The sequence below is a fragment of the Providencia sp. PROV269 genome, assembly GCF_028477785.1.
In the GTDB taxonomy this organism is placed as follows: domain Bacteria; phylum Pseudomonadota; class Gammaproteobacteria; order Enterobacterales; family Enterobacteriaceae; genus Providencia; species Providencia rettgeri.
Genome location: NZ_JAMPLV010000001.1, coordinates 245,591 through 271,130, shown reverse-complemented (window position 1 = coordinate 271,130; position 25,540 = coordinate 245,591). Strand labels below are relative to the sequence as shown.

29 protein-coding genes and 1 tRNA gene are annotated in these 25,540 nt (G+C 37.4%); 12 read left to right on the top strand and 18 right to left on the bottom strand.

Annotated elements, in window-relative coordinates; translation table 11 throughout:
• Positions 1-132 precede the first annotated feature (132 nt).
• Entirely contained in the window at positions 133-576 is a 444-nt protein-coding gene (locus PR683_RS01145; protein ID WP_110731836.1) for a hypothetical protein, read from the top strand.
• A gap of 50 nt (positions 577-626) precedes the next feature.
• Here the strand turns inward: PR683_RS01145 and add are convergent, their stop codons facing one another.
• Positions 627-1,652: an adenosine deaminase gene (add, locus tag PR683_RS01140; RefSeq protein ID WP_272581625.1), complete on the bottom strand. Its 1,026-nt coding sequence runs from the start codon at positions 1,650-1,652 to the stop codon at positions 627-629.
• Between the two features lie 133 nt (positions 1,653-1,785).
• Between add and PR683_RS01135 the strand changes: the two genes are divergently transcribed.
• A complete protein-coding gene (locus tag PR683_RS01135) occupies positions 1,786-2,466 on the top strand; it encodes a Crp/Fnr family transcriptional regulator (protein ID WP_272581624.1) in 681 nt (226 codons plus the stop codon).
• Between the two features lie 53 nt (positions 2,467-2,519).
• On the opposite strand, the gene PR683_RS01130 is transcribed toward PR683_RS01135, so the two are convergent.
• The 7 genes from PR683_RS01130 to PR683_RS01100 all read right to left on the bottom strand — a co-directional run bounded on the left by PR683_RS01130 (position 2,520) and on the right by PR683_RS01100 (position 7,252).
• A complete protein-coding gene (locus PR683_RS01130; RefSeq protein ID WP_109911076.1) occupies positions 2,520-2,948 on the bottom strand; it encodes a TOBE domain-containing protein in 429 nt (142 codons plus the stop codon).
• A gap of 16 nt (positions 2,949-2,964) precedes the next feature.
• Complete coding sequence (locus tag PR683_RS01125) at positions 2,965-3,495, bottom strand: hypothetical protein (RefSeq protein ID WP_272520669.1); 531 nt, start codon at positions 3,493-3,495, stop codon at positions 2,965-2,967.
• Positions 3,496-3,504: 9 nt separating this feature from the next.
• Positions 3,505-3,723 (bottom strand): hypothetical protein, encoded by a 219-nt coding sequence (locus tag PR683_RS01120; protein WP_272520671.1) that lies wholly within the window; start codon positions 3,721-3,723, stop codon positions 3,505-3,507.
• A 246-nt stretch (positions 3,724-3,969) separates the two neighbouring features.
• Positions 3,970-4,863 (bottom strand): pirin family protein, encoded by an 894-nt coding sequence (locus tag PR683_RS01115; protein ID WP_272520672.1) that lies wholly within the window; start codon positions 4,861-4,863, stop codon positions 3,970-3,972.
• Between the two features lie 27 nt (positions 4,864-4,890).
• Complete coding sequence (locus tag PR683_RS01110) at positions 4,891-5,166, bottom strand: GNAT family N-acetyltransferase (RefSeq protein WP_272520687.1); 276 nt, start codon at positions 5,164-5,166, stop codon at positions 4,891-4,893.
• A gap of 207 nt (positions 5,167-5,373) precedes the next feature.
• Entirely contained in the window at positions 5,374-6,057 is a 684-nt protein-coding gene (locus PR683_RS01105; RefSeq protein ID WP_272520673.1) for a hypothetical protein, read from the bottom strand.
• A 412-nt stretch (positions 6,058-6,469) separates the two neighbouring features.
• Positions 6,470-7,252 (bottom strand): SDR family NAD(P)-dependent oxidoreductase, encoded by a 783-nt coding sequence (locus tag PR683_RS01100; protein WP_272520674.1) that lies wholly within the window; start codon positions 7,250-7,252, stop codon positions 6,470-6,472.
• Positions 7,253-7,330: 78 nt separating this feature from the next.
• Here PR683_RS01100 and PR683_RS01095 point away from each other — a divergent pair, with 78 nt between their 5' ends.
• Complete coding sequence (locus tag PR683_RS01095) at positions 7,331-7,699, top strand: MerR family transcriptional regulator (RefSeq protein ID WP_004909678.1); 369 nt, start codon at positions 7,331-7,333, stop codon at positions 7,697-7,699.
• 336 nt (positions 7,700-8,035) lie between these two features.
• Here PR683_RS01095 and PR683_RS01090 read toward each other — a convergent pair.
• A tRNA-Ser gene (locus tag PR683_RS01090) sits at positions 8,036-8,123 on the bottom strand.
• A gap of 183 nt (positions 8,124-8,306) precedes the next feature.
• On the opposite strand from PR683_RS01090, the gene PR683_RS01085 reads away from it, so the two are divergent.
• Complete coding sequence (locus tag PR683_RS01085; protein WP_004256090.1) at positions 8,307-8,636, top strand: TusE/DsrC/DsvC family sulfur relay protein; 330 nt, start codon at positions 8,307-8,309, stop codon at positions 8,634-8,636.
• Positions 8,637-8,643: 7 nt separating this feature from the next.
• On the opposite strand, the gene PR683_RS01080 is transcribed toward PR683_RS01085, so the two are convergent.
• On the bottom strand, positions 8,644-8,922 hold the full coding sequence (locus tag PR683_RS01080; RefSeq protein WP_184957450.1) for an acylphosphatase: 279 nt from the start codon (positions 8,920-8,922) through the stop codon (positions 8,644-8,646).
• 219 nt (positions 8,923-9,141) lie between these two features.
• Between PR683_RS01080 and hspQ the strand changes: the two genes are divergently transcribed.
• Positions 9,142-9,462: a heat shock protein HspQ gene (gene hspQ, locus PR683_RS01075; RefSeq protein WP_181937016.1), complete on the top strand. Its 321-nt coding sequence runs from the start codon at positions 9,142-9,144 to the stop codon at positions 9,460-9,462.
• A gap of 84 nt (positions 9,463-9,546) precedes the next feature.
• Here hspQ and PR683_RS01070 read toward each other — a convergent pair whose 3' ends face one another.
• Positions 9,547-9,960: a CoA-binding protein gene (locus tag PR683_RS01070; protein ID WP_196719737.1), complete on the bottom strand. Its 414-nt coding sequence runs from the start codon at positions 9,958-9,960 to the stop codon at positions 9,547-9,549.
• A 114-nt stretch (positions 9,961-10,074) separates the two neighbouring features.
• On the opposite strand from PR683_RS01070, the gene PR683_RS01065 reads away from it, so the two are divergent.
• Positions 10,075-10,533 (top strand): methylglyoxal synthase, encoded by a 459-nt coding sequence (locus PR683_RS01065; RefSeq protein ID WP_109911069.1) that lies wholly within the window; start codon positions 10,075-10,077, stop codon positions 10,531-10,533.
• Between the two features lie 55 nt (positions 10,534-10,588).
• Here PR683_RS01065 and helD read toward each other — a convergent pair whose 3' ends face one another.
• Positions 10,589-12,640, bottom strand: coding sequence for a DNA helicase IV (helD, locus tag PR683_RS01060; protein WP_272517305.1), 2,052 nt, complete (start codon positions 12,638-12,640; stop codon positions 10,589-10,591).
• Between the two features lie 123 nt (positions 12,641-12,763).
• Between helD and yccS the strand changes: the two genes are divergently transcribed.
• Positions 12,764-14,914, top strand: a complete 2,151-nt coding sequence (gene yccS, locus PR683_RS01055) for a YccS family putative transporter (RefSeq protein WP_004909659.1) — start codon at positions 12,764-12,766, stop codon at positions 14,912-14,914.
• Between the two features lie 102 nt (positions 14,915-15,016).
• Here the strand turns inward: yccS and PR683_RS01050 are convergent, their stop codons facing one another.
• Positions 15,017-15,631, bottom strand: a complete 615-nt coding sequence (locus PR683_RS01050) for a TfoX/Sxy family DNA transformation protein (RefSeq protein WP_004909656.1) — start codon at positions 15,629-15,631, stop codon at positions 15,017-15,019.
• Between the two features lie 231 nt (positions 15,632-15,862).
• Between PR683_RS01050 and sulA the strand changes: the two genes are divergently transcribed.
• Together sulA and ompA are read left to right on the top strand one after the other, a co-directional pair.
• Positions 15,863-16,384, top strand: a complete 522-nt coding sequence (gene sulA, locus PR683_RS01045; RefSeq protein ID WP_196718675.1) for an SOS-induced cell division inhibitor SulA — start codon at positions 15,863-15,865, stop codon at positions 16,382-16,384.
• Positions 16,385-16,739: 355 nt separating this feature from the next.
• Positions 16,740-17,828 (top strand): porin OmpA, encoded by a 1,089-nt coding sequence (ompA, locus tag PR683_RS01040; protein ID WP_109911065.1) that lies wholly within the window; start codon positions 16,740-16,742, stop codon positions 17,826-17,828.
• A gap of 172 nt (positions 17,829-18,000) precedes the next feature.
• Here ompA and matP read toward each other — a convergent pair whose 3' ends face one another.
• Entirely contained in the window at positions 18,001-18,468 is a 468-nt protein-coding gene (matP, locus tag PR683_RS01035) for a macrodomain Ter protein MatP (protein WP_109911064.1), read from the bottom strand.
• A 173-nt stretch (positions 18,469-18,641) separates the two neighbouring features.
• Here matP and PR683_RS01030 point away from each other — a divergent pair, with 173 nt between their 5' ends.
• From PR683_RS01030 to fabA, 3 genes are all read left to right on the top strand, one after another.
• Positions 18,642-18,818 (top strand): GhoT/OrtT family toxin, encoded by a 177-nt coding sequence (locus PR683_RS01030; protein ID WP_004909646.1) that lies wholly within the window; start codon positions 18,642-18,644, stop codon positions 18,816-18,818.
• Between the two features lie 208 nt (positions 18,819-19,026).
• On the top strand, positions 19,027-20,763 hold the full coding sequence (locus PR683_RS01025) for a Lon protease family protein (RefSeq protein WP_272571641.1): 1,737 nt from the start codon (positions 19,027-19,029) through the stop codon (positions 20,761-20,763).
• Positions 20,764-20,859: 96 nt separating this feature from the next.
• Positions 20,860-21,378, top strand: coding sequence for a bifunctional 3-hydroxydecanoyl-ACP dehydratase/trans-2-decenoyl-ACP isomerase (gene fabA / locus PR683_RS01020; RefSeq protein WP_004909641.1), 519 nt, complete (start codon positions 20,860-20,862; stop codon positions 21,376-21,378).
• Positions 21,379-21,507: 129 nt separating this feature from the next.
• On the opposite strand, the gene rmf is transcribed toward fabA, so the two are convergent.
• The 4 genes from rmf to pqiA form a co-directional block, all read right to left on the bottom strand.
• Positions 21,508-21,678 carry a ribosome modulation factor gene (gene rmf, locus PR683_RS01015; protein WP_109911062.1) on the bottom strand — a complete coding sequence of 57 codons (171 nt, stop codon included), beginning with the start codon at positions 21,676-21,678 and terminating at the stop codon, positions 21,508-21,510.
• Positions 21,679-22,036: 358 nt separating this feature from the next.
• A complete protein-coding gene (gene pqiC / locus PR683_RS01010) occupies positions 22,037-22,591 on the bottom strand; it encodes a membrane integrity-associated transporter subunit PqiC (RefSeq protein ID WP_109911061.1) in 555 nt (184 codons plus the stop codon).
• Positions 22,591-24,240, bottom strand: coding sequence for an intermembrane transport protein PqiB (pqiB, locus tag PR683_RS01005; protein WP_004909634.1), 1,650 nt, complete (start codon positions 24,238-24,240; stop codon positions 22,591-22,593). Before pqiB ends, pqiC begins: the two co-directional genes overlap by 1 nt.
• Positions 24,237-25,511: a membrane integrity-associated transporter subunit PqiA gene (pqiA, locus tag PR683_RS01000; RefSeq protein WP_004909631.1), complete on the bottom strand. Its 1,275-nt coding sequence runs from the start codon at positions 25,509-25,511 to the stop codon at positions 24,237-24,239. Before pqiA ends, pqiB begins: the two co-directional genes overlap by 4 nt.
• Between the last annotated feature and the right edge of the window lie 29 nt (positions 25,512-25,540).

Genomic DNA, 25,540 nt, shown 5'->3' with positions numbered 1-25,540 from the left:
GGGAATTTTCAATTTATACTCATTACCATGTTGTGCAACATATTAACAATTCATTCACATTAATGGATTTACTATACAGATAATACTAACCAGCGTAGCATGATGAAATCATCATATATGAATGAGGCCACAATGAAAAATCATATTCAATTGGATATTCAAGACAATGAAGCCATTTTATCTTACCTATCGGATAAAAAAATTTTACCTATTGGCATTAAGAATTTTAATGGCTTTACGTTTCAGCATTCCCCTATTACAGCTTATGAAGCTGAAATGGCAATTGAACATATCGAAAATGCAATTATTCCGATAAAAAAACAGCTCCCTACAGGAGAAATATTGCTTTTTAGTCATGATAAAAAATTAAATTTACTGATAGAAAGTAGGCATATTAATGGTAACTTTATCACGACATCGCAGATTGAAGACGCTTTTAATGAATTGGTCGATGTGATTAATGGCAGCCCCATTCATTCAACACAATTGCCGACAAATAGCGAATTCAGTGCTTTTTTATTAATCATTAGAGAGATTACTCATCATTGGAGTTTGCATGGTATTACATATAATTAACCACAATAGCGAAGGAGGATAAAGACCTCCTTCTTTTTCTATCAACTCTATTAATTTAGTAGCTCTTTCATTAACAATGCTCTTTTTTCTTCTGCAATAAAACTCGCCAGTAATGCATTTACATTACACTCAGTAAAGTCAGCAATACTCCAACCAAATATATCATGCAATAATTGGTACTCTTTATTTAATGTTACATCCGCAACTGTTCGCGCATCTGTATTTATGCTTAATTTAACGCCCTGCTGTTTCAACTTATTAATAGGGTGGTTTTCGATACTATCAAAGACATTGCACACCAAATTGCAACTTGGGCAAACTTCAAGTAATACATTTAACGCTTTGAGCTTTTCAATCGTATTTGAATTTTCAATACTTCTAACCCCATGTCCTATACGAGAAACTTTTAATTTATCTAATGTTTCAATCACACTTTCATAGCCTAAAGCCTCTCCAGCATGTGCGATAACATTGCCGCCATGCTCTCTGACATAGTTAAATGCAATTTCATGATTGTCTAATGAAAAGCGAGCCTCATCGGCAGCTAAATCTAGTGCTACAACACCACGAGATTGATACTCTACAACTAATTTTGCCGTTTCAAGACTTTGAGAGGCAGTAAAATGCCTCAAAGTACACAAAATCAAGCCAGCTTCTATTTCGTACTTTACAACTGCCGAATTCATCGCATCTAATATTATATCGACAACCTCTCGGCTTGAAAGACCATGTTGAGTATGTAATAAAGGAGCAAACCGAATTTCTGTATAAATTACATTATCCATTTTTAATTGCTCAAACAAATCATCAACTGCTAGCCCAATAGCAGATTTTGTCTGTAATATATTAAGTTGCGGTTCAATGCAACGTAGAAAATCGCCAAGATCTTCGCATCTTTCTGGTGCAATAAAGCCTTGTTTAAACTCATTAAACGTTAGTATTGGAATGGTTTGTTTAACATAAGAAAAACTTAAACATGTATCTAAATGTACGTGTAGTTCAACTTTTGGCATTATGTTAATTGCTGCTTTTATGCTTTTAGTAAATACGCTTGACGGTTTTAAAGGGACTTTCATGTTAATATCCTGCGAGTTATTTTTTAATAAGCTAGCAAGGTTATTACCATTTAAAAAAGGACATATGTCCTTTTTTAAATGAAAAAAACGAGTATGATTTAAGTATAATTTCAAGCGAAAAATGGTTATAACAATGAAAGCAATAAACTCTACAATAAAGCGTGCAGAATTTATTACTCATCATCAACTTGATAAAATCATTTCTGACGAAACTCTCAAAAATACAAAACTTATCCACATAAAGGCCAAAGAATATTTAATATTTCAAGATAGCCAAATCAGTCACCTTTACTTCCTTGTTAACGGGAAACTGCAAATTGAACGTTATGAAACTAACGGTTGCAAAGTCATTTTTTCATTTGAAAATACATTTTCTATAATTGGTGATTTAGAACTTTTTCAAAGCAATCTTGAAAATGACTGTATCTATAATACGATCCAAGCAGTTACAGATGCAGACTTACTTGCGCTACCTTTATCTATGATCCGAAAAAAAGAAATTTACTCACCATTATTTTTGCAATTTATCTGTCAGCACCTTAGTAAAAAGCTTTATAACACATCACAGTTACACTCCAGTGCATCATATTCAGTTGAATATAAATTAAGACGCTATCTTACTTTTGCTGAAAAGCAGAATGGAGAAAGTTTTCAATTAGAAAAGCGTGACTCTTTAGCCGCAATGCTAGGAGTCTCCGTTAGGCAATTAAATCGAACACTATCTAAACTTGTCAGTGATAAATTGATTGAAAAAAAAGGCAAGAAAATTAAGATATTAGATACTAGTCAGCTCTTAATTTCATGTCGGAAATAGAAAAGGCGGCCACTTCATTTACAATGGCCGCTTTTTATAAAATAAGAACACCATTACTTTTTGGTTGCTAAAATAACCGAAGAGGCTTTAACTATGGCAGTTACTTTACTGTTCACTGCTAACCCCATTTCAATTGTACTGTTATTCGTTACTACTGCTGATAATAATGTTCCTGCATCCGTTTTTACATTAACGACTGAGTTTACACTGCCTTTTTCAATAGACTCTACTTTGCCATCGAATTGGTTACGTGCTGAAAATTGGTACTCTTGTGCATCAGAAACAAGAACAACCCAAGGTGCTTTAATCACCGCAACTACTTGTTTACCTTTTTCTAACCCTAACTGTTTAGTGCTGTTTTTAGTGATGATTGCAGCAATGCTTTCTCCATTACCTAAATTTAAAATAATTTCATCATTTACTGAGCCGATAACAACCGACTCAACAACACCTGTAAGTTGATTTCTTGCAGAAATAGCCATTAAACATCTCCTATATTTAATAAAAATCGACTTCAGTAATGCTATTTTTTAGTAATTTAATATTATTACCATTCGAATTAAGATTTAAAGTAAAGTTGCATTTATAGGCAATATTTTTAGTATTATAATCGCACTTAGAATTGACTAATAATATCGTTTGTCCCAATGCACGGATATCCATTGTATGATCAAACGGCTTACTCATATCTTTCCCATAAGTGACTATAGTCTCTGAGATGAGTGCATTATCTTTAAAATATTTTATCGTTGTTGGAAGTTTAAATTCATTATAATCATTTTTGCTATATTGTTTTTTCGTGTCAGCAAGCAATGAGCCAGCAATAATGCCATCTTTGTTATATTGGTAGATTAATTCACCATTTGAATCTTTTTTAGATATTATTTGACAGTTATCACCTATCACCATTTCGACAGGACCACTAACATCCCTACCAATCAATTTATTTTTAACTCGTTTTACAAAAAGATAGTTATGAGCACCATTTAAATACTCATCTTTCTTTTGATCAAAAGTAAAACTTTCCACACAGCCATCCTAGCCAATTTTTAACATTGATTCATAATTAATTGATTTATCTTCATTATAAACAACTGATTTTATTTGCTTAACAGCACCTCTAACAGGATTGAAATCATAAAGTTGAGCCAGATTAAACACGACTGGGTTATATTGCTGTTCTTGAAACGCTAATGATACAAAAGAAATAGGGAATAAACTTAAAAAAACGATTCCCAATGGGTATTTTTTACTCATTTCTATCGTCCACCTCTAACAGCTACGGCTTGCTTTGACTTAAAAATAGCCTTTTGTATACATATTATCAGTTTTTCGATAAAAGTCAGGTTATGAACCCATAATATGAGTATAAAAATGAGTCTTAAATTAAATCCAAAGCCATTTTCGGCTAAAGACAAATATAAATATGAAAAAATAATAGAGAATAGCAATGGCTGTAACTCCTTTTTTATAAAATAATAACAAAGGAGTTACTTAAATTGATTATGGCATAATTGGAGCTGGTGTTGGCTCGCGCTCATCGTTAAAAACACGACCAAAACGTGGGTTTCCTTGGTTCCATTCCTCAACTGCGGCATGAATATCGGCTTTAGTTCGACCAATAAAATTCCACCACATTAGTACTGACTCATTTAAAGGCTCACCACCAAGTAATAAAATGTGGCTATCTGAAGCTAGCTCTATAGAAGTTTCTGTTATATTTTTGCCTAAATAAACTAATTCATTACTCTTAATTTGCTGTCCTTCAATAGTAGCACTTCCACTTATGGCAAAAATACCGTATTCAAATTCAGGTCGTAAAGTTAAAACTTGTCGGGCTGTTTTCTTCGCAATAATATCAAGCCCGATCAACGGTGAAAATGTCAATGTTGGTGCTTTATAAGTGCCATATTCCCCAACTAATAAATGGAAATGGATCTCGCCTTCAGCCCAACGAGGTAATGTAGGATAATGGTCAAAGCGTGGGGAAATATCTTTAACTGCTTCGGGTAAAGCAATCCACAGTTGCACAGCATGTAACTGGCGGCTCTCTCCATAGGTATCTTCAGAATGACTGATCCCATAACCTGCTGTCATTAAATTAACCTGCCCTGGTCGAATAACCTGTTCATAGCCAAGGCTATCTCGATGCAATACTTCACCTTCAATCATCCAAGTGAATGTTTGTAAAGCAGTATGAGGATGAGGTGATACCTTCATTCCCTCTGAGTCGCCTTTAAAAACCGTCGGGCCCGCGTGGTCAAGAAAACACCAAGCTCCTATTAACCTACGCTCCCTTGTAGGCAAAACTCGTGCAACAGGAAGCCCACCAACATCCTTCGAACGTGCGGTAATCAACTGTAAATCAGGTATTTTATCATTAAATTGAATACTCATACTTACCTCATCAGTAATTAGCAAATGTTATTGGCGGATATCACTGTATTCAGGTGTTCTATCGAATATTGCTTTTGCAAAAGGGCATAATGGAATAATTTTTCGGCCTTCATTTCTCATTCGATCAACAACCTTAGCAACTAATAACTTTGCAATGCCCTGTCCTTTTAAGCTTTCATCAACCACAGTGTGGTCAATAATCACCAGTTCATCGCCAGTATAAACAAAGGTTATCTCGGCAAGACGAGTTTGCTTGTCATCGGATAAAATAAAAAAGCTATTGTGGTCAGATTGGATATTCATCATAAATAACACCCTCTAAGTTAAATCAATTTAACTTAGAGTATGTGACGTATACTAAAAAGACAATATTATACAATTGTCGATGTGATCCAAATATTTTGAAGTTAGCAAGATAACAACACGAGAAAAGATGCCGAGACAGCGCTTAACTAGAGATTAAATTTAGTTTAACGCTGTTTTTCAATTGGTTAATTAATGCGACATACATTAATTGTCAGAAAAATTGCTTATCACTGTATAGGTTAATGAATTTTCTGAGCTATCAATAACTTTTAATTTTACATTTCGATAAGAAATAATGTCGCTGTTTTTAAGATTATACTGAATCGTATCGCCAAATCCTTGGTTCTCAATATTCGAACCTATTTTCTGATAACTAATATCGACAACCTGGTCATTTATCCCATTGAAAATTAAGGCTTGTTCAAATGAATTACCATCAGAATTATTTAATTTTACCTGTTCGATTTGTGCTTTATCGCTACAAACAGCAACATTGACATCCGTTACGATACAAATGTCATTAGGACTAGACCCTTTTTTAATTAAAAGTGAATTCCAAGGTTGCCCTAAAACCTCAACAACGACCGAACCAGAGTCAATTATTTGGTCTGGCATATAAAAATCGCCTTTATCACTTGAGCCCACTTTTTTGAATACACCCGGAATAATTTTGTATGCCAAATCTATCTGCACAGGGTTTAATACTTTAATTCCGTCTATTTCACTAATATTGCCTTCTCTTACTAAGGGTTGCCCTACTGTAATATGGTTGACCTGACCTATTTTAGGCTCACTGATTTTTTGTGAGTCAGGAACATAATTATACTCAGTCACCGCACATCCTGATAAAGAAGCAATACAAAAAATTGGAACTAATAATTTATTCATCTTGATAAAATCCATGGCATTAAGATATTAAATATTATATTTATAAAACAATTTCAACAAGTTACTATCTTTCTATCCACTGAAATTTTTTGATGAAACTAACCTTGATGATTTACTTATAACCCATGGTATTAATCATTATTTAGTTATGTGGGATGGTAACTCAAAACTGCATGCTATTTACTCTCATGTCTGATTAAGCCAAAAAATACAAATAAAAACGCCATTAGATCAACAAAAAACACCTTATATTATTAACGTTTCGTTAACGTATATTCTGCCTAGCAACCATCATATAAGCATTAGTACAACTGGCTTTATTACCATGATTTTTTCATTTGGTGAGCCCTTTAGTTGATAAAGCCAATTATACATAACCGCCTCGGCTTATGCTTTGGCGGTTTTTTCGTATTTATATTTTTTGATTAAATTTATTGTTATTTGCGTAAGGCATTTTATTATCTAGTAATTTAAAGCTAAAGCTCTCTCTATCTATATATCCAACAACATTGTTTGAGTCATATAGCTGAATGAAGAAATCAGCTAGTTCCTCGCTAGAATGATATGTACCAAAAACTTTATCGTAATCATAATATTCTACTCCGTTAGCAATTCGACCAAAATCTGTTTTGGTCGCTGCAGGAGCCAGTAATTTTACTTTAATCTTAGCATCCAAGTTCAATAATTCATGAGCCAATCCCTCAGTAAAAGAGCTAACAAAGAATTTCGAAGCACAATAGGTAACGGCTGTAGGTACGATAGTATATCCTCCTGCAGAACTTACATTGATCAACTGTGAATCATCAATATTCTGATTATCACGCACGAACATTAACGATAGAACTGCGAGTGTATTGATATTCAAATTTAATAAAGTTTGTGCATCTTTTATTGGCTGAGAGAATGCTTCCCCATAATATCCAACACCGGCGTTATTTACCCATACCCGAATATCAAAAGCTTTCAGTTCCTCATAAAGTGAAATAGCATCATCTGTAATAGATAAATCACATGATTTTGTTACGACCTCAATGTATTGATTAATCTTACGCAATTCGATTTTCAATTGGTTCAACAAGGAATCTCGCCTTGCTACAGCAATAATATTAAATCCACGCTCAGCTAATTTTATTGAAATTGCACGACCAATACCTGAACTCGCACCTGTAATAACCGCATAATGTTTATTTCTCATGACATACCCTCTTTGACAAAAGTTTCAAAAGGGTAAAGGATAGAGTTAACTCTAGGTCAAGAAACTTCTAGGTAATACATGAATTATTCAATCAGTCAGTTTGCACAACTAACCGGATTCACCATATACACCCTTAGATACTATGAAAAAGAAGGAATATTGAAATCATCCAGACAAGCAAACAATCATAGGTACTATTCTGAAGATGATATTGAATGGGTTAAGTTTATCACTCGTTTAAAAGAAACTGGCATGCCTTTAAAAAAGATTAAAGAATACGCAGCACTAAGAAATATAGGAACATCAACTTCATTTGAGAGAATGAATTTGCTTACTGAACACTACGCTAATCTTGAAAAGCAAATTTTATCTCTAAATGAACACTTAAGTAACTTAAAGCTTAAAATTCAGCATTATCAAGAACAATTAAAAATGAATACCAATTAACTTACACGGCTAATTCACAAGCACCATATCTTATGGTGAATTATGGTGCTTAATAAATTCCCCTGCTATTTTTTAGCCCATTCCACCAGCTTTTGTTCTTTGGGTTGTTGGTTTGGGTCAATTCCCTCCACCAGTAATCTCTTTGCATCATCACGCTTTCTTCTGGCATCAGCTAGTATAATGATTAGCTTCATTTGGGGGTACTCAAATCATGGGGTATAAATGTACCACCTAAGGGGGGTAGTTTTTAATAGACGTTAGTAGACATTGGAATAATGGGATTTAGTTGGAATGCTTGATTTACTTGGGATTGGAAGACTTTACTAGAATTGAAGATGGCGGAGGAGGAGAGATTCGAACTCTCGGATGGTTTCCCATCGGCGGTTTTCAAGACCGCTGCCTTCAGCCGCTCGGCCACCCCTCCGCAATGACGTGCACTATAAACATCCTCTCATTGGATGTAAACCCCTAATTTGATCATTCGCTTTAAAAATATACGTCTTTCATACTGTTAGATGAAAATATCGACATTCTAACGACTTTACTTGGGTTATATCCCAATTTTTGCTAAATTTACGTTCTAATTTTATTTGAGTTGAATAAGAGTATGTTGGTTTTTAATAATCAAGAAATAGAAACAGATGCGCAAGGTTACCTGCTTGATAGCCAACAATGGAGTGAAGAATTAATCCCTTTACTCGCGCAGCAAGAAGATATTGAAATTACTAATGAACACCTAGAAATTATCCGTTTCGTCAGGAATTTCTACTTGGAATTTAATACCTCACCGGCTATCCGTATGTTGGTTAAAGCCGTTTCTCAACAATTTGGGGAAGAAAAAGGCAATAGCCGCTATTTATACCGGCTATTTCCAAAAGGCCCAGCTAAGCAAGCCACTAAACTTGCTGGCCTGCCAAAACCGGTGAAATGTATTTAATTTCTTGCTAATAGCGGACACTAAAATCCGCTATTGGCTCAGCTTTCCAATTTTCGGTGAAAAAATGGTCTATCTTTGCTCCCGGAGGACCACCCGCTTTCAGCCAGTCATCAACAAACTCAATATCTTGCTCTGAGCCATAAACAGCTAACTTAACGCTGCCGTCATCCCGGTTACACACAAAGCCTTTTATGCCATTCTGATTAGCCCAATGATAGGTTTGGTAACGAAACCCAACCCCTTGAACACGACCATAAATATAAAAATAACGACCTGATGCAGTCATGTGAGCCTCCATTGTCAGAGCATATTGTATTGATACCTTCTTTTAACAGTTGTTTTTTATTCATTGAACAGATAATCTGCTAAATGAGGCACTGCTTTTGATAGTTACGTATAAAGACAGTGTATTGCGTTATTGATAATTGTCCATATCTTAGCTTGAAAACGCGTAGCACTGCCCATATATAGTTTGAAGTATAAGCAAGGCTTTTAGGAGGTCGCTATGATGATCACCAGTAAATATGGAATCGGGCAACAAGTTAGACACAAACTTCTCGGCTACTTAGGCGTTGTTGTAGATGTAGACGCTGAGTATTCGCTCGAACAACCACATGATGATGATATTGCCGCTAACAGCACACTACGCGATCTACCTTGGTATCATGTTGTTATGGAAGATGACAATGGGGATGCTGTTCATACTTATTTGGCCGAAGCTCAAATTACCTATGAAACCGCAGAAGACCATCCAGAACAACCATCAATGGATGAACTAGCGGAATCAATAAGGTCTCAGTTGCAAGCACCTCGCCTTCGCAACTAACCTGCAAATATCGATATTGTTATTTATGAACGCAACCGTAAAGCAGCTAACTAGCTGCTTTACTTTTTAACGCTAAAATGTAGTTTATTTTTCAAGGCCTAATGCGGGAATTTCTTGTTTTGGGCATTTATCCATAACAAACTGTAAACCTGCCTGCAAAGCGATTTTTTGCGCTTCTTCGCTAATCACGCCTTTTTGTAACCACAAAACTTTAGCTTTTACTTCTACCGCTTCCCTGGCTACTCCTACTGCAGCTTCTGCATTACGAAATACATCGACCATATCAATAGGAACAGGTATATCACTAAGCTTTTCGTATACAAGCTGCCCTAATAAAGTTTGCCCTACCAATTTTGGGCTCACTGGAATAACGGTATAACCTTGGCGCAAAAGATATTCCATAACTTCATAACTCGGCCTATTTGCCTTATCACTCGCCCCGACTAAAGCGATAGTTCGGACACTCTTTAAAATTTCAGCAATTTCTTGATCTCTCATCAAAATATCTCCCAAAATCTATAAACTATTCATTAGCATTATGATATATGTTGTATATCTTTGCTCATTCAATTTTTAAAGATGTCTATCTCGCATCTTATTTAAGGGAATATCATGGAATCAACTACCCGTAAAATTACAGCCTCAAAAAATATTGCTTTGGTTGCCCATGACCACTGTAAACCCTCATTATTATCTTGGACTAAGAAAAACAATGAACGGCTTCAAACTCACAATTTATATGCAACTGGAACAACAGGTAATTTAATCAACCAGCACACTGGATTGCCAGTCACCAGTATGTTAAGCGGCCCAATGGGGGGAGACCAACAAATTGGTTCAATGATTGCGGAACAAAAAATCGACCTATTGATTTTCTTCTGGGACCCTCTTAATGCAGTACCTCATGACCCAGATGTTAAAGCTTTGCTGCGCTTAGCCACAGTATGGAATATTCCTGTCGCAACCAACCCTGCAACTGCTGATTTTTTAATTACTTCCACCTATTTTGATAATGCGATAGACATTGTTATTCCTGATTACCAAAGCTACTTAACTAAACGAACTAACTAATCTATCAATATTAAGCGCCACAGCATTCTGGCGCTTAATATAAAATAAGTTTACCTTACGGTTTCTTTTGCTTTGGAACGCCCAATTGCTTGAGTTCATCAACAAATTCTGACGGCTTTTCTGGGTGATAAAGCAACCAAACTTGCTGCTTAGCCCGTGTTAATGCGACATATAGCAAACGTCTTTCTTCTGCATGGTCAAAATCTTCTGGCTTAGGCAGTAATACTTGCTCAATAATTGATTCGCGGGCAGGAGCAGGGAAACCATCCTTTCCACTATTCAAACCACAAATTATCACATGGTCTGCTTGCTGCCCTTTTGAGGCATGAATAGTCATAAACTGAATATTTAATTTTGGCCAACGGGTCTTGGCTTTACCTAATATATTAGGTTTTAAATAATGATAGCGAGCGAGCACTAATATCGTTTCATCATCAAGAACATAACCACTCATTTTATCCAATAAACGTTCCAGTGCATCTTCATACAGAAGAATAACGGATTTTTTATTTCCTTTAGTTAAGCTATTCAATGGCTTATCTAACTGCATAGGGTTTTGTAAAATAAACTGATTAGCAACCTCACCTATACGCTCATTAAAACGATAAGTTGTGTCTAAAGCGCAAAGTTCTCCAATACCAAAGTTATGTTCAAACGATGTGGTTAAGTCTAATTCTGCGCCACTAAACCGGTAGATAGCTTGCCAATCATCTCCAACAGCAAATAACGTCGTTTGCTTATTCTGCTTGCGTAGTACTTGCAATAACTTAGCGCGAAGAGGAGAAATATCTTGAAACTCATCAACTAAAATATGTTTCCATGGGCTAATAAAACGCCCTTTTTCTAGAATATTGATGGCCTGATGAATTAATCCTGAAAAATCAATTGCACCTTCATCTTTCAATGCGCTTTTCCACGCTTTCAATAACGGCGCCATTAAACGAATACGTTTTTGAAAAAGATCTCTTATTTCTTCCGCCGTATTCTCAATCATGTCCTTTTGGCTACCACCATGCATACGCATTAAGCTTAGCCAACGGTCTAACCGAGTAGCGACTTTAGTGCTAATTTTTTCGTCTTTCCAGAATTCACCGTCTGGAATTTCCCATTGTAACTCTTCAGAAAGCCATTCTCGCCACCCTTTTGCTTGCGCTTTCTTTGCTGAACATTGTTCTCGCCATTCATTTAATAATAATGTTTGCCGTTTTTGAGTATCTGTTTCTAACTCACTAATCACGGGCGATTTTTTGCTACCTTCACGAATAATGTGTAAAGCAAGAGCATGAAAAGTTTTTGCTTCAATATCTTGTTGTAGGCGTGAGTGAATACGCTCGTTCATTTCATCCGCAGCTTTACGACCAAAAGCCAGCAAGAGAATTTGTTTTGGTTTTGCCAAACCTCGCAAGATAAGCCACCCCGCTCTAGCGACTAGGACTGATGTTTTACCACTTCCAGCCCCCGCCAGCACTAATACATTATCCTCACCATTGATCACAGATAAGGACTGAGAATAATTGAGAGGTGATGTTTCTACTTGCTGGAAAAAATCGTGATAACGAACTAAAACAGACTCACACCAATAGTCATTAATTTGTTTTCGACATTCTTGGCTGTTATTTAGCCAATTCAGGCATTCTTGATACTGTGATGCACAATTTTCAAACAATGAAATGCGTGCTAAAGGCATAGGCAATGATGAGAACTTTTGTGATATTTTATCCTTTATTTCAGCCAATTGATGTAATGTCAACCAATGATCTTGCTGAGTCAATTGTTCAATCGTATTAACTAACTCAGTCAATACATGAGCACTGATTTGACTCATTTCAGTGCTCCATTGCTGCCATTTTTCATTTAAATAATGGTAAAAGCGCTGAGTTTGTTTCCATTCCGTGCCATGTAAACGAACAACCTGTTCATTCACAATTTCAAATTCTAACTCCCCCCAAACAATCCCTCTCTTACAACGAAGATCAATGAGTTCATTAAATGGGATAAGATATTGGTGGTTTTCACCACTGACTTCAATACCTGCGTTGAGTAAGCGAACCCGATTGTAGGGATGCTGAGCCAGACGCTGTCCAATCTGTGTTGATTTCAGTTCCATACGTCCTGCACCTGAGAAAATCAATGACAAAAATACGGTTGGCTTGATTCCAAACGGTTTTTTATTCCTTGCAAACAAGCTATCCTATATAGATTAAGGCTTGTCTTACCTTTGAGGTACTTTGTGTTAACACTGCTTACCAGTTATCGTCGTGTGCTATATAACAGCCATATTTTATATTATATCCGAATATTTATAGCCCTGACAGGCGCAACCTTAGTGCCATGGTTGTTAGGTCAAGAGCCTAAAATCACCATCCCACTCACATTGGGTGTCGTTGCTGCAGCACTAACTGACTTAGATGATAGGCTAACTGGTAGAATAAAAAATTTAATTATTACACTTTTTTGTTTTTTTATTGCATCCGTTTCTATTGAACTCCTTTTTCCCTATCCTTTATTTTTCTTTTTTGGCCTCGCATTTTCTACGTGTGGCTTTATTCTTCTTGGTGCTTTAGGACAGCGATACGCTACCATCGCATTTGGTGCACTATTAATTGCCATTTATACCATGCTCGGCGTACCCATTTTTGATACTTGGTACCAACAACCCGCATTATTACTGACAGGGGCAATTTGGTATAATATTTTAACCTTGATTGGGCATATTTTATTTCCTGTAAGGCCATTGCAAGATGCAATAACCCAATGTTATCAGCAACTTTCAGCTTATTTAGACGCAAAAGCTAACTTATTTGATCCTGATTTAGAAGATGACTACCAACGCTCTGTTTATGATTTAGCATTAGTAAACAGCCACTTGGTTAGCACCATGAACCAAGCAAAAATTGCATTATTGAGTCGATTAAAAGGGGATCGGGGACAAAAAGGTACACGAAATTCGCTACAATATTATTTTGTTGCTCAAGACATTCACGAACGAGCAAGTTCATCCCACATACAATATCAACAGCTTAGCCGCACTTTACGTCACTGTGATATTTTATTTCGTTTCCAACGCCTATTAACCATGCAAGCGAGAGCCTGCCAACAAGTTGCTCAATCTGTTTTATGGCGTAAACAATACCAACATAATCCTCGTTTTGAACGTACCTTCGCTTACATTGAAAAATCGCTACAGCTACTAAAACAGCAATCGCCTGAGCTTCATGAAATTAAAGCCCTGTATAACCTACTTAAAAACTTAAAAGGAATTGATGTTCAACTTAAAGGCCTGAGCCTTGAGCAAAGTGCATGGCAGCAAAATAATAAACAGGTAGAGCAGTTATCTGATGAATCGTTATCAGGTATTAGTGATATTATTTCGCGGGTTAAGCACCATTTAACGCCAAAATCATCTTTATTTCGCCATGCAGTAAGAATGTCAATTCTCCTTTGTACTGGCTATATTATTATCCAACTATTTGATATGGAAAGAGGATATTGGATATTACTCACTAGCTTATTTGTATGCCAACCTAACTACAGCGCCACTAAACGCCGCTTAGCCCTTCGCATAATAGGAACTATTGTTGGTATTCTCATTGGTTTACCTTTGCTGAATTTAATCCCCTCAATGGAAGGGCAACTTACGCTAATCGTTATTTCTGGCTTACTGTTTTTTATGTTTCGCAGTAGCCAATATGCCCAAGCAACATTATTCATCACACTTCTCGTTTTGTTTTGTTTTAACCTATTGGGCGAAGGATTTGATGTTGCACTTCCACGGATCATTGACACATTAATTGGTTGTTTTATTGCATTACTTGCCGTTAGCTTTATTTGGCCAGATTGGAAATTCCGCCAACTCCCCCAAGTCATTCAAAAAACCATGGATAGCAACTGCCGTTATTTAGATGCTATTTTGCAGCAGTACTACCAAGGTAAAGACAACCGCCTTGAGTACCGAGTTGCACGTAGAGACGCACACAATAATGATGCAGAGTTTGCATCGATTGTTTCCAATATGGCTTCTGACCCTAAGTCTTATCGAATCACCCAAGAACAAGCTTTTCGCCTTCTTTGCTTAAACCATACTTTACTCAGTTATATTTCAGCATTAGGTGCACATCGTGAAAAAATGCAAAATGAAAGTAATCTTTCATTACTCAACGATGCTATTTGCTATGTTGAATCATCCTTGCAAATCACAACCATTGACCCACTAGTTATCGATGAAAAATCAGATAAACTTCGCCATAGTCTATTACACCGCATAGATTATATTTCAACCAGTGATGACGAAAAAACGTTGCTTATCATGGAGCAAACTAAGTTATTGCTTGAACTAATACCTGAGATACGGCAAATCATTCGCACTATCAGTGCAACATAAATATACCGATGAGCGGGTATAAAATTCTAAATACCCACTCATCTTCATATAGCGTATATGTAATATTGATTATATTAATAGTAAAAGTCGTTTTCAGTGAGTTTAGGCTGACGTCAACTCAAAACTATTATACCAAGCAATTAGCTCTTGTTTGATATCCTTAGGCAAAACAGCACTATGACACCCTTCTATTGCAGCTGCTAAGCCAATCAGTAGCTTGATACTGGGGTTATTCCTACCATGTTTTTTTAGCTTCATAAAACAAGCCTTTGCGCCCATCATGCGCAAATCGTCAACATGAGATACGCCAATTTTCCCTAGAGCACGCTCAACTGACATATTCATATTGGGTAAATCTTTTATACGCATGGTCATTGATTGCTTTTGTTTTAATTCCTCGATAGCTGAACGGTAAGCCAACTCAATATATTGGAGAAACAAAACTTCGTCATGCCAAACTTGTTCCGAAAGTTGATAGTACCGCATTTCCAATGGAATACCTTTTTTACTATAAACTAACCGATTAAACCCTAACGCTTCAAAGTGGCTCCTCGCTACTAAACAACCTCGTAAATAAAAACATTCATCAAGTACCAGCCCCACAATTGCATCATCGACTAGTAAACAAAATCCACCAAAATGATTTTTACGTTTTAATGCGCCAAATTGACTTAACAAACCGGATAAATAAAAAATTTTTTCTTCTTCTAACAACATTACCAAACTCCTTTTTGGGTATGCTCAATTTTCATCCTTTAGAAAATTAATTTTATAATTTCTTTTTTTACAGATAATTACGCGTAACCAATTTTGAGAGTTTCCATAAAAAATGCCAAGAAGAATGCGGAGAAAAACAACAAAGTTGCGAAGCGCTTTGAAAAAATAGTCTTGATATTGGATGGATATACAGTTACTGTATGTTCATACAGCATTGTAACGAGGTAAATTATGAGCATCTATTCTTGGAACAACTCAACAGAACATTCTCTTAATAATTACGCACAATCAATTCCTGCTACAGGGCTTACCAATAGCTCTATACAACAAGGTATGGTGAGCGAACTTGTTTACGATGAAAAACACCCTATTATGGATTATATTTTATTACCAATGCTTCGTCAGTTTGGGGTTCAATCACGCTGGTTACTTTGGCTAACTCCAAATAAAAGGCTAAGTAAACACTGGTTAGAACAATCAGGTATACCTACTCATAAAGTTATGCAATTAAATCATATGGAAGATATCACTACGATTGATGCTATGGAAAAAGCACTAAGAAGTGGTAATTATAGTGTAGTTCTAGGGTGGCTACCGGAAATAAGCGAGCAAGATTTTGTTCGCTTACAATATGCAGCTCAAGAAGGTCGTTCTATCGGTTTAATTATGCGCCCACAAGAAACATATAATATGGTTAGCGCACATGCAGGACAGCCAAACCACTTAAAAATTCACTCAAATCATTATCACTAGCTAAGATTAAGAATTTTCTTACTAAATTTAACCTTTAGAAATATTTATCTCTAAAGTTAAATTAAAAGTATTGTAGATCAATCAGATAGATAAAAAATAATCATTACGAAAAATATACATATCTCTCTGATTTATACACTAAAAAAATACTTTTTTTAACGATTATTGCTCACTCTACTTGTATCTTTTTAAGTTCGTTGTAGACTTTAGCTTGTTCGGCTTATGGCATTATTTTTTTACTTTTATTATTTTTTTGTAGATAATGTCTGCGAAACCTAGCAAGTAAATTAAACCAATGGCATATAATAAGGCTCAGCGAAGCCAAGCCAATATTGGATGATAACGAGGCGTAAAAATGAAAAAAACAGCTATCGCAGTAGCAGTGGCAGTAGCAGCTTTTGCAACCGTTGCACAAGCAGCTCCAAAAGATAACACTTGGTATACCGGTGCTAAATTAGGTTGGTCTCACTATGAAGACACTAGCCTGAACCCAGCAAAAACTGGTACAGACTATGCAGGTTGGGGCACTGTTGGTAACAGCACTGACCGTGACACAATCGGTGCAGGTGCCTACGCTGGTTACCAATATAACCAATACTTAGGCTTTGAGCTAGGCTACGATTGGTTCGGTAAAATGAAATACAAAGGCGCTGGTAACAGCGGTGACCTGAAATCTATGGGTGTTTCATTAACTACCAAATTAAGCTATCCAATCATTGATGACTTAGACGTTTACACTCGTTTAGGTGGTATGGTTTACCGTACTGAAGCTAAAGCTCACCAAAATGGCGAACGTTTCAAAGAAACTGACACTGGCGTTGCACCTGTATACGCATTGGGTCTTGAGTACGCAATCACTCCAGAGTGGGCGACTCGTTTAGACTACCAATGGGTTAGCAACTTAGGTGACAAAGACAATATCGGTACTCGTCCAGACAACGGCATGCTGAGTGTTGGTGTTGCTTACCGTTTCGGTCAAGCTGATGCTCCAGTTGTTGCTCCAGCTCCAGTTGTAGCTCCTGCTCCAGTTGTTGAAAACAAACGTTTTACTCTGCGTTCAGACGTTCTGTTTAACTTCAACAAAGCAAGCCTGAAACCAGAAGGTCAAGAAGCTCTGAATGAGCTGTACAACGAACTTAGCAGCATCGACCCAACTCAAGGTCGCGTACTGGTAGTTGGTTTCACTGACCGTATCGGTTCACAAAACTACAACCTGCCACTGTCACAAAAACGTGCTCAGTCTGTAGTTGACTACTTAGTTGCTAAAGGCGTTCCAGCTAGCGCAATCGCTGCAGAAGGCCGTGGTAAAGAAGATCCAGTAACTGGTAACAAATGTGACGATGTTAAAGGCCGTGCTGCTCTGATCGAGTGTTTAGCACCAGACCGTCGCGTTGAAATCGAAATCCAAGGTACAACTGAAGTTGTAACTCAACCAGGTGCTTAATTCTTAGCCCTAGTTTGAATTTCGAACTGAACATAAAAACCCCAATTAATATTGGGGTTTTTTTTACTATTAGAATAATAGGAACGATATAAAAATTCACTTTAAAATAAATATCTCGTAATAAAAGCATACTACTTGAATACATACAACAGTAATGAGCCGCTAACCTTTGTTAATTATCCTTTTCCTTTGACGTCCCGAGGATCGCTTGTAAATCTTGCTTTAATGAGCTCATCTGGCTTTCGTATTTATCTTTATGTTCTGCATCTTCAATCAACTGAATAATAGTTTCAGACAACGTTTTATTACGCTTCACTGCAAGATTAGACAAACGCTGCCACACCGAAAAATTTAAATCTATTGATTTCTTACGTGTATGGGGATGTTCTGCATTAAAATGACGTTTACGCCTCGCTCGAATACTCTGTTTCATTCGATTATCAAGCTCAGGATTCATATGCAAAGAGATCCACTTTAGTACATCAATCGGTCTATTTTCCATTTTTAGCAGCAAGTCTATCGCTTCTTTTTCTGCGCTTCTTTCTATATAACGGGTAATAGCTTCACCACCTCTTGCTTTATTGACGAGGTATTCCCATTTCCAGCCACATTCAAGATTTTCAAGCTGCTGATATTTCATAATTTTTCCTGAAGAAAATTGAACCTATCTTTATATTAGCAAGATTATAAACAAAATACTCAAGCAGATATTCGATTTAGTAGAATATTCACTTTTTCAGTAAAGAAGACAACCTACCCTTGTGAAAATAGTGTACAATCTGCCCCTATCTGTTAACAAATTAATAAAACTGCATGTCCACATTTGAATACATACTCGTCATCTATGGGATTGGCGGAGTATGCGCAATGCTATTTACCTTACTCGTTACAAAAGACCCTAACTGTTTTATGCGTTTACTGAGCGCCATACTAATTGGTTTAACTTGGCCAATGACACTACCTATTGTGTTTATGTTTTCGTTATTCTAGTCGATAATTCAACAATTATTGCTGCAAGATTGCCTATCAAAGGCTAATATAACAGGCTTGCCCATTGGGTAATGAATTAGCCTGAATTTTGTTTATAAAACAAACAATGTTATTTAGCAAATTTATTAAATAAACCTTGTTCAGGCATATACGCCCAGCTTATTGGCAGGCATTTTATTTATAACCCTATTAATAGCAGATAATTATAGTGATCAGTCAAGAACTAACATGGCAAGGCCTAATTCCTAACTTATCGTCATTTCAGACGAAATTTGTATCTTCAGAAACGTTGCCCCCTGCAATTTTGTCAGACATTCAGCCTAGGCTGTCTGATGGCATACAACATTTTGTTGATGAATTTGCCCAAACACGCTTTATGTTTATCAAGTCTGATGAAAGTGAGACATATCTTAGCCTTTATGTTAATGCAATTACCCCCCTGCTAGCAGAGATCAACACCATTGATGGTGATTATCAGTTATCTGAAGATAACCGACTTTTTCAGTGGAAAAATGGTGTTAAAAGCCGTTTTTCTTCTCGTGAAAAAATCGCTTACCGTAATTGGATAGAACCTGAACAATTATTCGGCTATGTCACCCCGTCCTTGAATTTAGTGCCTGGCTTACTTCATCAAATCAATGGCGGCATATTAGTTATCGCAGCTAGTGCATTAATTAGCCAGCCTTTAATGTGGGCTCGCCTAAAAAATATGGTTAACCGTCAACAACTTGAATGGTTACCTTATTCTGAAAATCAACCTTTACCAATTGAAATTGAGCCACACCCCTTAGAACTTAAAGTTATTATTGTTGGTGACCGACTCGCTTTAGAAGAATTTGAATTTACAGCACCGGAGCTATTTAGCTGCGCTATTTATGGCGAATATGAGCCTATTATGTTCTTCGAGGATGAAGAGCAATTGGCCTTATGGATGCGTTACATAAAATCCATTATTGATTCGAATAAACTACCGAATATTTCGCCTGAAGGTTGGCTTCCTTTTATCCAACAAGCTGTACGTTACTGTGAAGATAAATTTAATCTTCCTCTTGATATTCTTTGGTTAGTTCGATCTCTTGTCGATGCCAGCCATTACCATGTTAACCATTTGCTAACTCAAGAGTCATTTAATCAAGCAAATGAAAATCGCCAATGGCGCCACAGTTTTCTTGCTGAACGTACTCAAGATGATATTTTACAAGAACAAATCTTTGTTAAAACCGAAGGCGAAGTCATCGGGCAAGTTAATGGTTTGTCTGTTTTGCAATACCCGGGGCACCCAGATGCCATTGGCGAACCTTCGCGAATCACCTGTGTTGCGCATTTAGGTGATGGTGAATTTACAGATGTAGAACGTAAAGCCGAACTAGGCGGTAATATTCATGCCAAAGGTATGATGATCATGCAAGCCTATTTAAATTACGAGCTTAAATTAGAACAACCTCAGCCTTTTTCCGCCTCTATCGTCTTTGAGCAATCCTATGGTGAAGTTGATGGTGATAGCGCATCGCTCGCAGAGCTGTGTGCTTTAATTAGTGCATTAGCTCTACAACCTATTGATCAGCAAATTGCCATCACCGGTGCTGTTGACCAATTTGGTTATGTCCAACCTATTGGTGGGGTAAATGAGAAAATTGAAGGCTTCTTCGATATCTGTGAAAAACGAGGATTAACTGGTAGTCAAGGTGTCATCATCCCAATGGCAAATGTGCGCCATTTATGCACCAAGTCGGCTGTCGTTGAAGCGGTACAAAAAGGTCAATTCCATATTTGGCCTGTTGAACATGTTGCCCAAGCCATTACTTTACTCACTAAGCAGCCTTACTTTGAACAACAAGCTGAAGAGGAAAATGTACACCTGTTAGCTTTAATTCAAGAACGAATCAACCAAGCAAACTCACCTGATAAAGCTAGACTCCCTTGGTTCTTAAAATGGATGAGTTGAGTAAAGATTGCGTAAAAAATAGCAGATCGGAGTTGTTCAGCGTACAAGTGTACGCTATCCTGTAGCCCTACACATAATAAAGGCTATCTTAAGAACATGGTTGAGAAACGCGGATCCTACACAAAAGATGATTTAATTGCTTCTGGTAAAGGCGAGTTATTTGGAGAAAATGGTCCTCCATTGCCATCAGGAAACATGTTGATGATGGATCGTATCGTCAGTATGACTGAAGATGGTGGTACATTTAACAAAGGTTATGTGGAAGCTGAACTGGATATTAATCCGGACCTTTGGTTCTTTGGCTGCCACTTTACAAACGACCCTGTCATGCCAGGCTGTTTAGGCCTTGATGCAATGTGGCAGTTAGTTGGCTTCTACCTTGGCTGGCTCGGTGGTGAAGGTAAAGGGCGTGCGTTAGGCGTTGGCGAAGTTAAATTTACTGGCCAAGTTCTCCCTACCGCGAAAAAAGTCACTTATCGCATCAGCTTTAAACGCGTGATCAACCGTAAACTGATTATGGGTTTAGCAGACGGTGAAGTATTAGTTGATGGTAAATTAATTTATACTGCAACAGACTTAAAAGTGGGTCTTTTTAAAGACACGAGCGCATTCTAAGCTTTGAAATGCAAACCTCCGCAATGGCGGAGGTTCTTAAATTGATTGATCTCTTTAACTTGAAAACCCAAAAATACGCAAGAAAATCAGTACAGGCTATTTAACCTAAAGGATCAAAGAATATGGGGATTATACTACCGCTACGGTTCGGTCCTCCATCGCCTTTCGCCAACCACCTAGCCAATGCGACCGAGCATCTACTGCTTGATATGGGCACATCTCTTTAGAACGCCCCGCTAAACCTGCTTGATAACCTCTTGATAAAGCTCTTTCTAAACGGTCTCGCTTCTGTCTTTTCATGCCTTACTTCCCTCATCATTTAAATGGAAAAGAAAACAGCACCTACTATTTTTTAATAGGTACTCTATAGAAATAGCGCCCGTTGATAAAAAAATCAAGTAAAGATTTTCATATATTTGTCATAAATAGCATAAGTGTGACTTGTATGTGACAATTAGCATAACTCATTGATTTAAATTAAAAATAAAAACATTCTTTTATTTATCATAATATTAGCGAATAAAAGAAGTTATTGTTCACTAATATATAAATTAAAAGAATATCTATATTTGATAAAAATAATAATGCACCTGAAATATATAAAACTACATATATTCAAGGTGCATTTAATATAATTTACTTAAATAGTTGCCAATAACTAGTATTTATCTATTTCTTTCGCAATGCTCTCAGCCACTTGCTGCCACCCCATCGATAACGTACGGACTAACTCTGGATAGCCATCTTCATTTTGATCTAACTGTACATCAAAATTACGGCGGATCACGTTGTTATCATGAGAGTAAGTCCAGAAACCTTGCACTAATACTTTCCCGTCATACCGCCCATTAAAGGCCGTTAAAGTGATATCAAGTGTATCCGGTGAGTTCTGTAATGGCTGCAACGATACCAATTTTTCAGGTAATGCTGCAGATAATTCACTCACCATCGACTGCCCAAGTTGTTGCTCTAATGGGCTAGCCCATAAGTGGGTACTTGCATTGGTATAACTGACATCTGTCGTTTGGTAGGTAATACCATTTGACGTCAGTACATCCGATAACATAATACGCTGCAACCATACTTGGCCTTTATCCATCACCTCGGCAGATTGTATCTGAGGAGTTTTCATTGGCAATTGGTAGTACTTTTTCTCTGGGGTACTACTACAAGCCGCCAATAACAAAACAAATATCGATAATAAATATCTCATTATTTTTTCACTCCTTTAGGCTCAACATCCTTCGTGGGTTCAGCTTCAAAAACTAGTGCATTACTCTTATTATTCAAGGTACGTAAAAGTGGCTGAACTTCTCTCAATACTTGGTCTAAACGCTGCATGTTATCCACCATTTTATTATAAGCTGGTGAACCAGGTTGGAAACCTTGCATTGCTCGGTTCATTTCTTGCAGTGTTTTTTGCAAGTCATGAGGTAAATTCTGGAACTCTTTACTCGCCATCACTTTGTTAAGCTGTGCTAACATAGCATTAGCTTCTTTAACAACTTTTTGCCCTTCTGCCAATGTTTGTGTGGTTTGATTAAGCATCGGTTCAATTGGCATATTGTTAATTTTATCTAACACTGCAATGACTTTTTGTTGAATTTGCGCTAACCCTGCACTGGTTGTTGGGATAATTTTATAGCCAGCAACCACCATTGGGCCTTTATAAGGCTCTGCATTTTGCACAAAATCCAAGTCAACAAATAATGCGCCAGTTAGTAAATTTCCTGATTTTAATGATGCTCTCAAGCCATCTTTCAATGCTAAATTTAATTCATTTTTTAAATTAAAATTCTTGCCAACATCTTTAGAGAAACGTTCTGGCTCAATATGAATCAAAACAGGAATTCTAAAGTCATTATCCAGAGATTGGTCTAAACCTTCCGTATAAAAAGGCACTTGTGCAACAGTACCTAAACGAATACCCCGGAACTCGACCGGCGCGCCTGGTTGCAAGCCTCGCACTGAGTCGGAGAAAAATAAGACAAAATCTTGATACTGTGTATACAAAGAGTTTTGAATACTGCTTTGGTTGTCAAACAGTTGAAATTCCGTATTTTCCTTCACATTTGCACCTGGAACCCATCCCGTTGGAACATCAAAACTCACACCACCAGTAAGCAGTGTAGCAATTGAGCCCATTTCAACGTGAACACCTTGGGATGACATATCAAAAGCAATACCACTGTCTTTCCAGAAACGTACATTTGAACTAATTAATTTATCATACGGCGCATTGATAAATAATTGGTAGCGCATATCACGCTTATCCATATCAAAGTTGCTAGTTTCAACAGAACCGACTCGGTAACCACGGAATAATACAGGGTCACCTGGGTTTAATTGCCCTGCTTTATCACTCACCAGTACCACACGAATGCCCTTAGCATCTGGTGATGCAAGAGGAGGGGTATCCAACAGAGTGAACTCGAAATGCTCTTTTGCCGCTAACCCCGGTTGAAGCTCAATATAAGCACCTGAAAGTAATGTGCCCAGCCCAGTGACACCATCACGACCGATTGTCGGTTTTACAATCCAAAACGCGGAATCGGTACGTAGCAACTCTTTCATTTCATTGTTCAAGCGCGCTTTAATGATCACTCGACTAAAATTATCATCGAGTGTCACGCTTTCCACAACGCCAATATCAACGCTGCGACTTTTAATTTTCGTTTTACCCGCTTCTATTCCTTCAGCATTGTAAGTGATTAATGTCACTTCTGGGCCTTGGTTGCTAAAGTGGTAAAATAAGACCCAAGCACCAAGCAAGAGCGTCACTATTGGGATCACCCATACAGGCGACCAACTTTTTAGCTTGCTAATTTTGGCATTGGCCTGTGGTGTTTCTTTATCAGTCACCCGATGACTCCTTCTTGTTCAACAGTATTTACTGCATTTTTTCTTTCACAGCGGTCCCATGTTAATCTAGGGTCAAAGGTCATCGCTGCAAACATTGTGAGAATAACAACCACACCAAAGAAAATAATCCCCATCGCAGGGACAATATTCATCAATTGCCCCATTTGAACCAAAGAGGCTAAAATAGTGATAACAAACACATCTATCATTGACCAACGGCCGACATATTCCACCAGCTCATAAATAAAGTGCATACGATGCGGGTCGCGATTACCGTACCCTTTAGAATCTAGGCAAAGCCACGCAATTCCTATCATTTTCAATGTAGGTACCATGATACTGGCCACAAAAATCACCATGGCAACAGGATATGACCCGTCTTCCCACAACAAAATCACACCATCAATAATGGTTGAATTTAATGCCGTTCCCAACGTATTAGTAGTCATCATTGGCAACACATTAGCAGGGATATACAACATAATTGATGTGACTAAAAGCGCCAAAGTCCATTGTAAACTTTGGTTTTTACGTACACTGCCATGGGAGTGACAACGTGGACATTTTGATTGTTCGGCAGGTAAAATCGCCGTACACACTAGGCATAAACGTACGTCTTGTTTAATACCTGTCTGGCCCACGATTAACCGCCTATCTAGCTTCGGAGCCGCTTCAATTCGGTTCCACAGCCAATGGCGATCTAAGCATTGAAAAGCCCTTACTTGTAGCATGCAATACGCACAATAAGGTAAAAAGCTTAACCCAATGCCAATATCACCGTAAGCTATCAATTTAACAAAGCTGACTAAGACTCCCGCTAAAAAAATCTCAGCCATGCACCACGCTTTCATTTGGAACAAAATGCGGGTTATCACCACTTTGATACTTTTAGGAATATGAACTTGCAACCCTAAAAGAATAATTGTGATCATGCAAAATGCAGGAATAATCAATGAAAAAAATAGAAAAAAGAGTGCCAGACCGCTATAACGTGTGGTTGCTATAATTTCAATTATTTGAAATAACGAGATTTCATTTTCAATCCCTGCGGCCCCCATCTTAACAAAGGGGAATAAGCAGGCAACAAACAACATAATTAATGCACTGAAGGCATATGCTGCTGGCTGCTTATACGGATATCGCCACTTTGAGACCAATGTGGTCTCGCAGCGTGGACACGTTGCCTTGCTCCCTTGCTCCAATTCAGGGACTGCAACCAACATGTCACACTGAGGACAAAGCACATGTTCATGAGACTCATGGTTGCACAAAGTGTATTTGCTCCTTTAATTAAAACGTA

What these genes read in the sequence shown, in the direction of transcription:
- PR683_RS01145 (WP_110731836.1), top strand. Translation starts at nt 133, where the DNA reads ATGAAAAATCATATTCAATTGGATATTCAAGACAATGAAGCCATTTTA.
- add (WP_272581625.1), bottom strand. Translation starts at nt 1,652, where the DNA reads ATGAAAGTCCCTTTAAAACCGTCAAGCGTATTTACTAAAAGCATAAAA.
- PR683_RS01135 (WP_272581624.1), top strand. Translation starts at nt 1,786, where the DNA reads ATGAAAGCAATAAACTCTACAATAAAGCGTGCAGAATTTATTACTCAT.
- PR683_RS01130 (WP_109911076.1), bottom strand. Translation starts at nt 2,948, where the DNA reads ATGGCTATTTCTGCAAGAAATCAACTTACAGGTGTTGTTGAGTCGGTT.
- PR683_RS01120 (WP_272520671.1), bottom strand. Translation starts at nt 3,723, where the DNA reads ATGAGTAAAAAATACCCATTGGGAATCGTTTTTTTAAGTTTATTCCCT.
- PR683_RS01115 (WP_272520672.1), bottom strand. Translation starts at nt 4,863, where the DNA reads ATGAGTATTCAATTTAATGATAAAATACCTGATTTACAGTTGATTACC.
- PR683_RS01110 (WP_272520687.1), bottom strand. Translation starts at nt 5,166, where the DNA reads ATGAATATCCAATCTGACCACAATAGCTTTTTTATTTTATCCGATGAC.
- PR683_RS01105 (WP_272520673.1), bottom strand. Translation starts at nt 6,057, where the DNA reads ATGAATAAATTATTAGTTCCAATTTTTTGTATTGCTTCTTTATCAGGA.
- PR683_RS01100 (WP_272520674.1), bottom strand. Translation starts at nt 7,252, where the DNA reads ATGAGAAATAAACATTATGCGGTTATTACAGGTGCGAGTTCAGGTATT.
- PR683_RS01095 (WP_004909678.1), top strand. Translation starts at nt 7,331, where the DNA reads ATGAATTATTCAATCAGTCAGTTTGCACAACTAACCGGATTCACCATA.
- PR683_RS01085 (WP_004256090.1), top strand. Translation starts at nt 8,307, where the DNA reads ATGTTGGTTTTTAATAATCAAGAAATAGAAACAGATGCGCAAGGTTAC.
- PR683_RS01080 (WP_184957450.1), bottom strand. Translation starts at nt 8,922, where the DNA reads ATGACTGCATCAGGTCGTTATTTTTATATTTATGGTCGTGTTCAAGGG.
- hspQ (WP_181937016.1), top strand. Translation starts at nt 9,142, where the DNA reads ATGATGATCACCAGTAAATATGGAATCGGGCAACAAGTTAGACACAAA.
- PR683_RS01070 (WP_196719737.1), bottom strand. Translation starts at nt 9,960, where the DNA reads ATGAGAGATCAAGAAATTGCTGAAATTTTAAAGAGTGTCCGAACTATC.
- PR683_RS01065 (WP_109911069.1), top strand. Translation starts at nt 10,075, where the DNA reads ATGGAATCAACTACCCGTAAAATTACAGCCTCAAAAAATATTGCTTTG.
- helD (WP_272517305.1), bottom strand. Translation starts at nt 12,640, where the DNA reads ATGGAACTGAAATCAACACAGATTGGACAGCGTCTGGCTCAGCATCCC.
- PR683_RS01050 (WP_004909656.1), bottom strand. Translation starts at nt 15,631, where the DNA reads ATGTTGTTAGAAGAAGAAAAAATTTTTTATTTATCCGGTTTGTTAAGT.
- sulA (WP_196718675.1), top strand. Translation starts at nt 15,863, where the DNA reads ATGAGCATCTATTCTTGGAACAACTCAACAGAACATTCTCTTAATAAT.
- ompA (WP_109911065.1), top strand. Translation starts at nt 16,740, where the DNA reads ATGAAAAAAACAGCTATCGCAGTAGCAGTGGCAGTAGCAGCTTTTGCA.
- matP (WP_109911064.1), bottom strand. Translation starts at nt 18,468, where the DNA reads ATGAAATATCAGCAGCTTGAAAATCTTGAATGTGGCTGGAAATGGGAA.
- PR683_RS01030 (WP_004909646.1), top strand. Translation starts at nt 18,642, where the DNA reads ATGTCCACATTTGAATACATACTCGTCATCTATGGGATTGGCGGAGTA.
- fabA (WP_004909641.1), top strand. Translation starts at nt 20,860, where the DNA reads ATGGTTGAGAAACGCGGATCCTACACAAAAGATGATTTAATTGCTTCT.
- rmf (WP_109911062.1), bottom strand. Translation starts at nt 21,678, where the DNA reads ATGAAAAGACAGAAGCGAGACCGTTTAGAAAGAGCTTTATCAAGAGGT.
- pqiC (WP_109911061.1), bottom strand. Translation starts at nt 22,591, where the DNA reads ATGAGATATTTATTATCGATATTTGTTTTGTTATTGGCGGCTTGTAGT.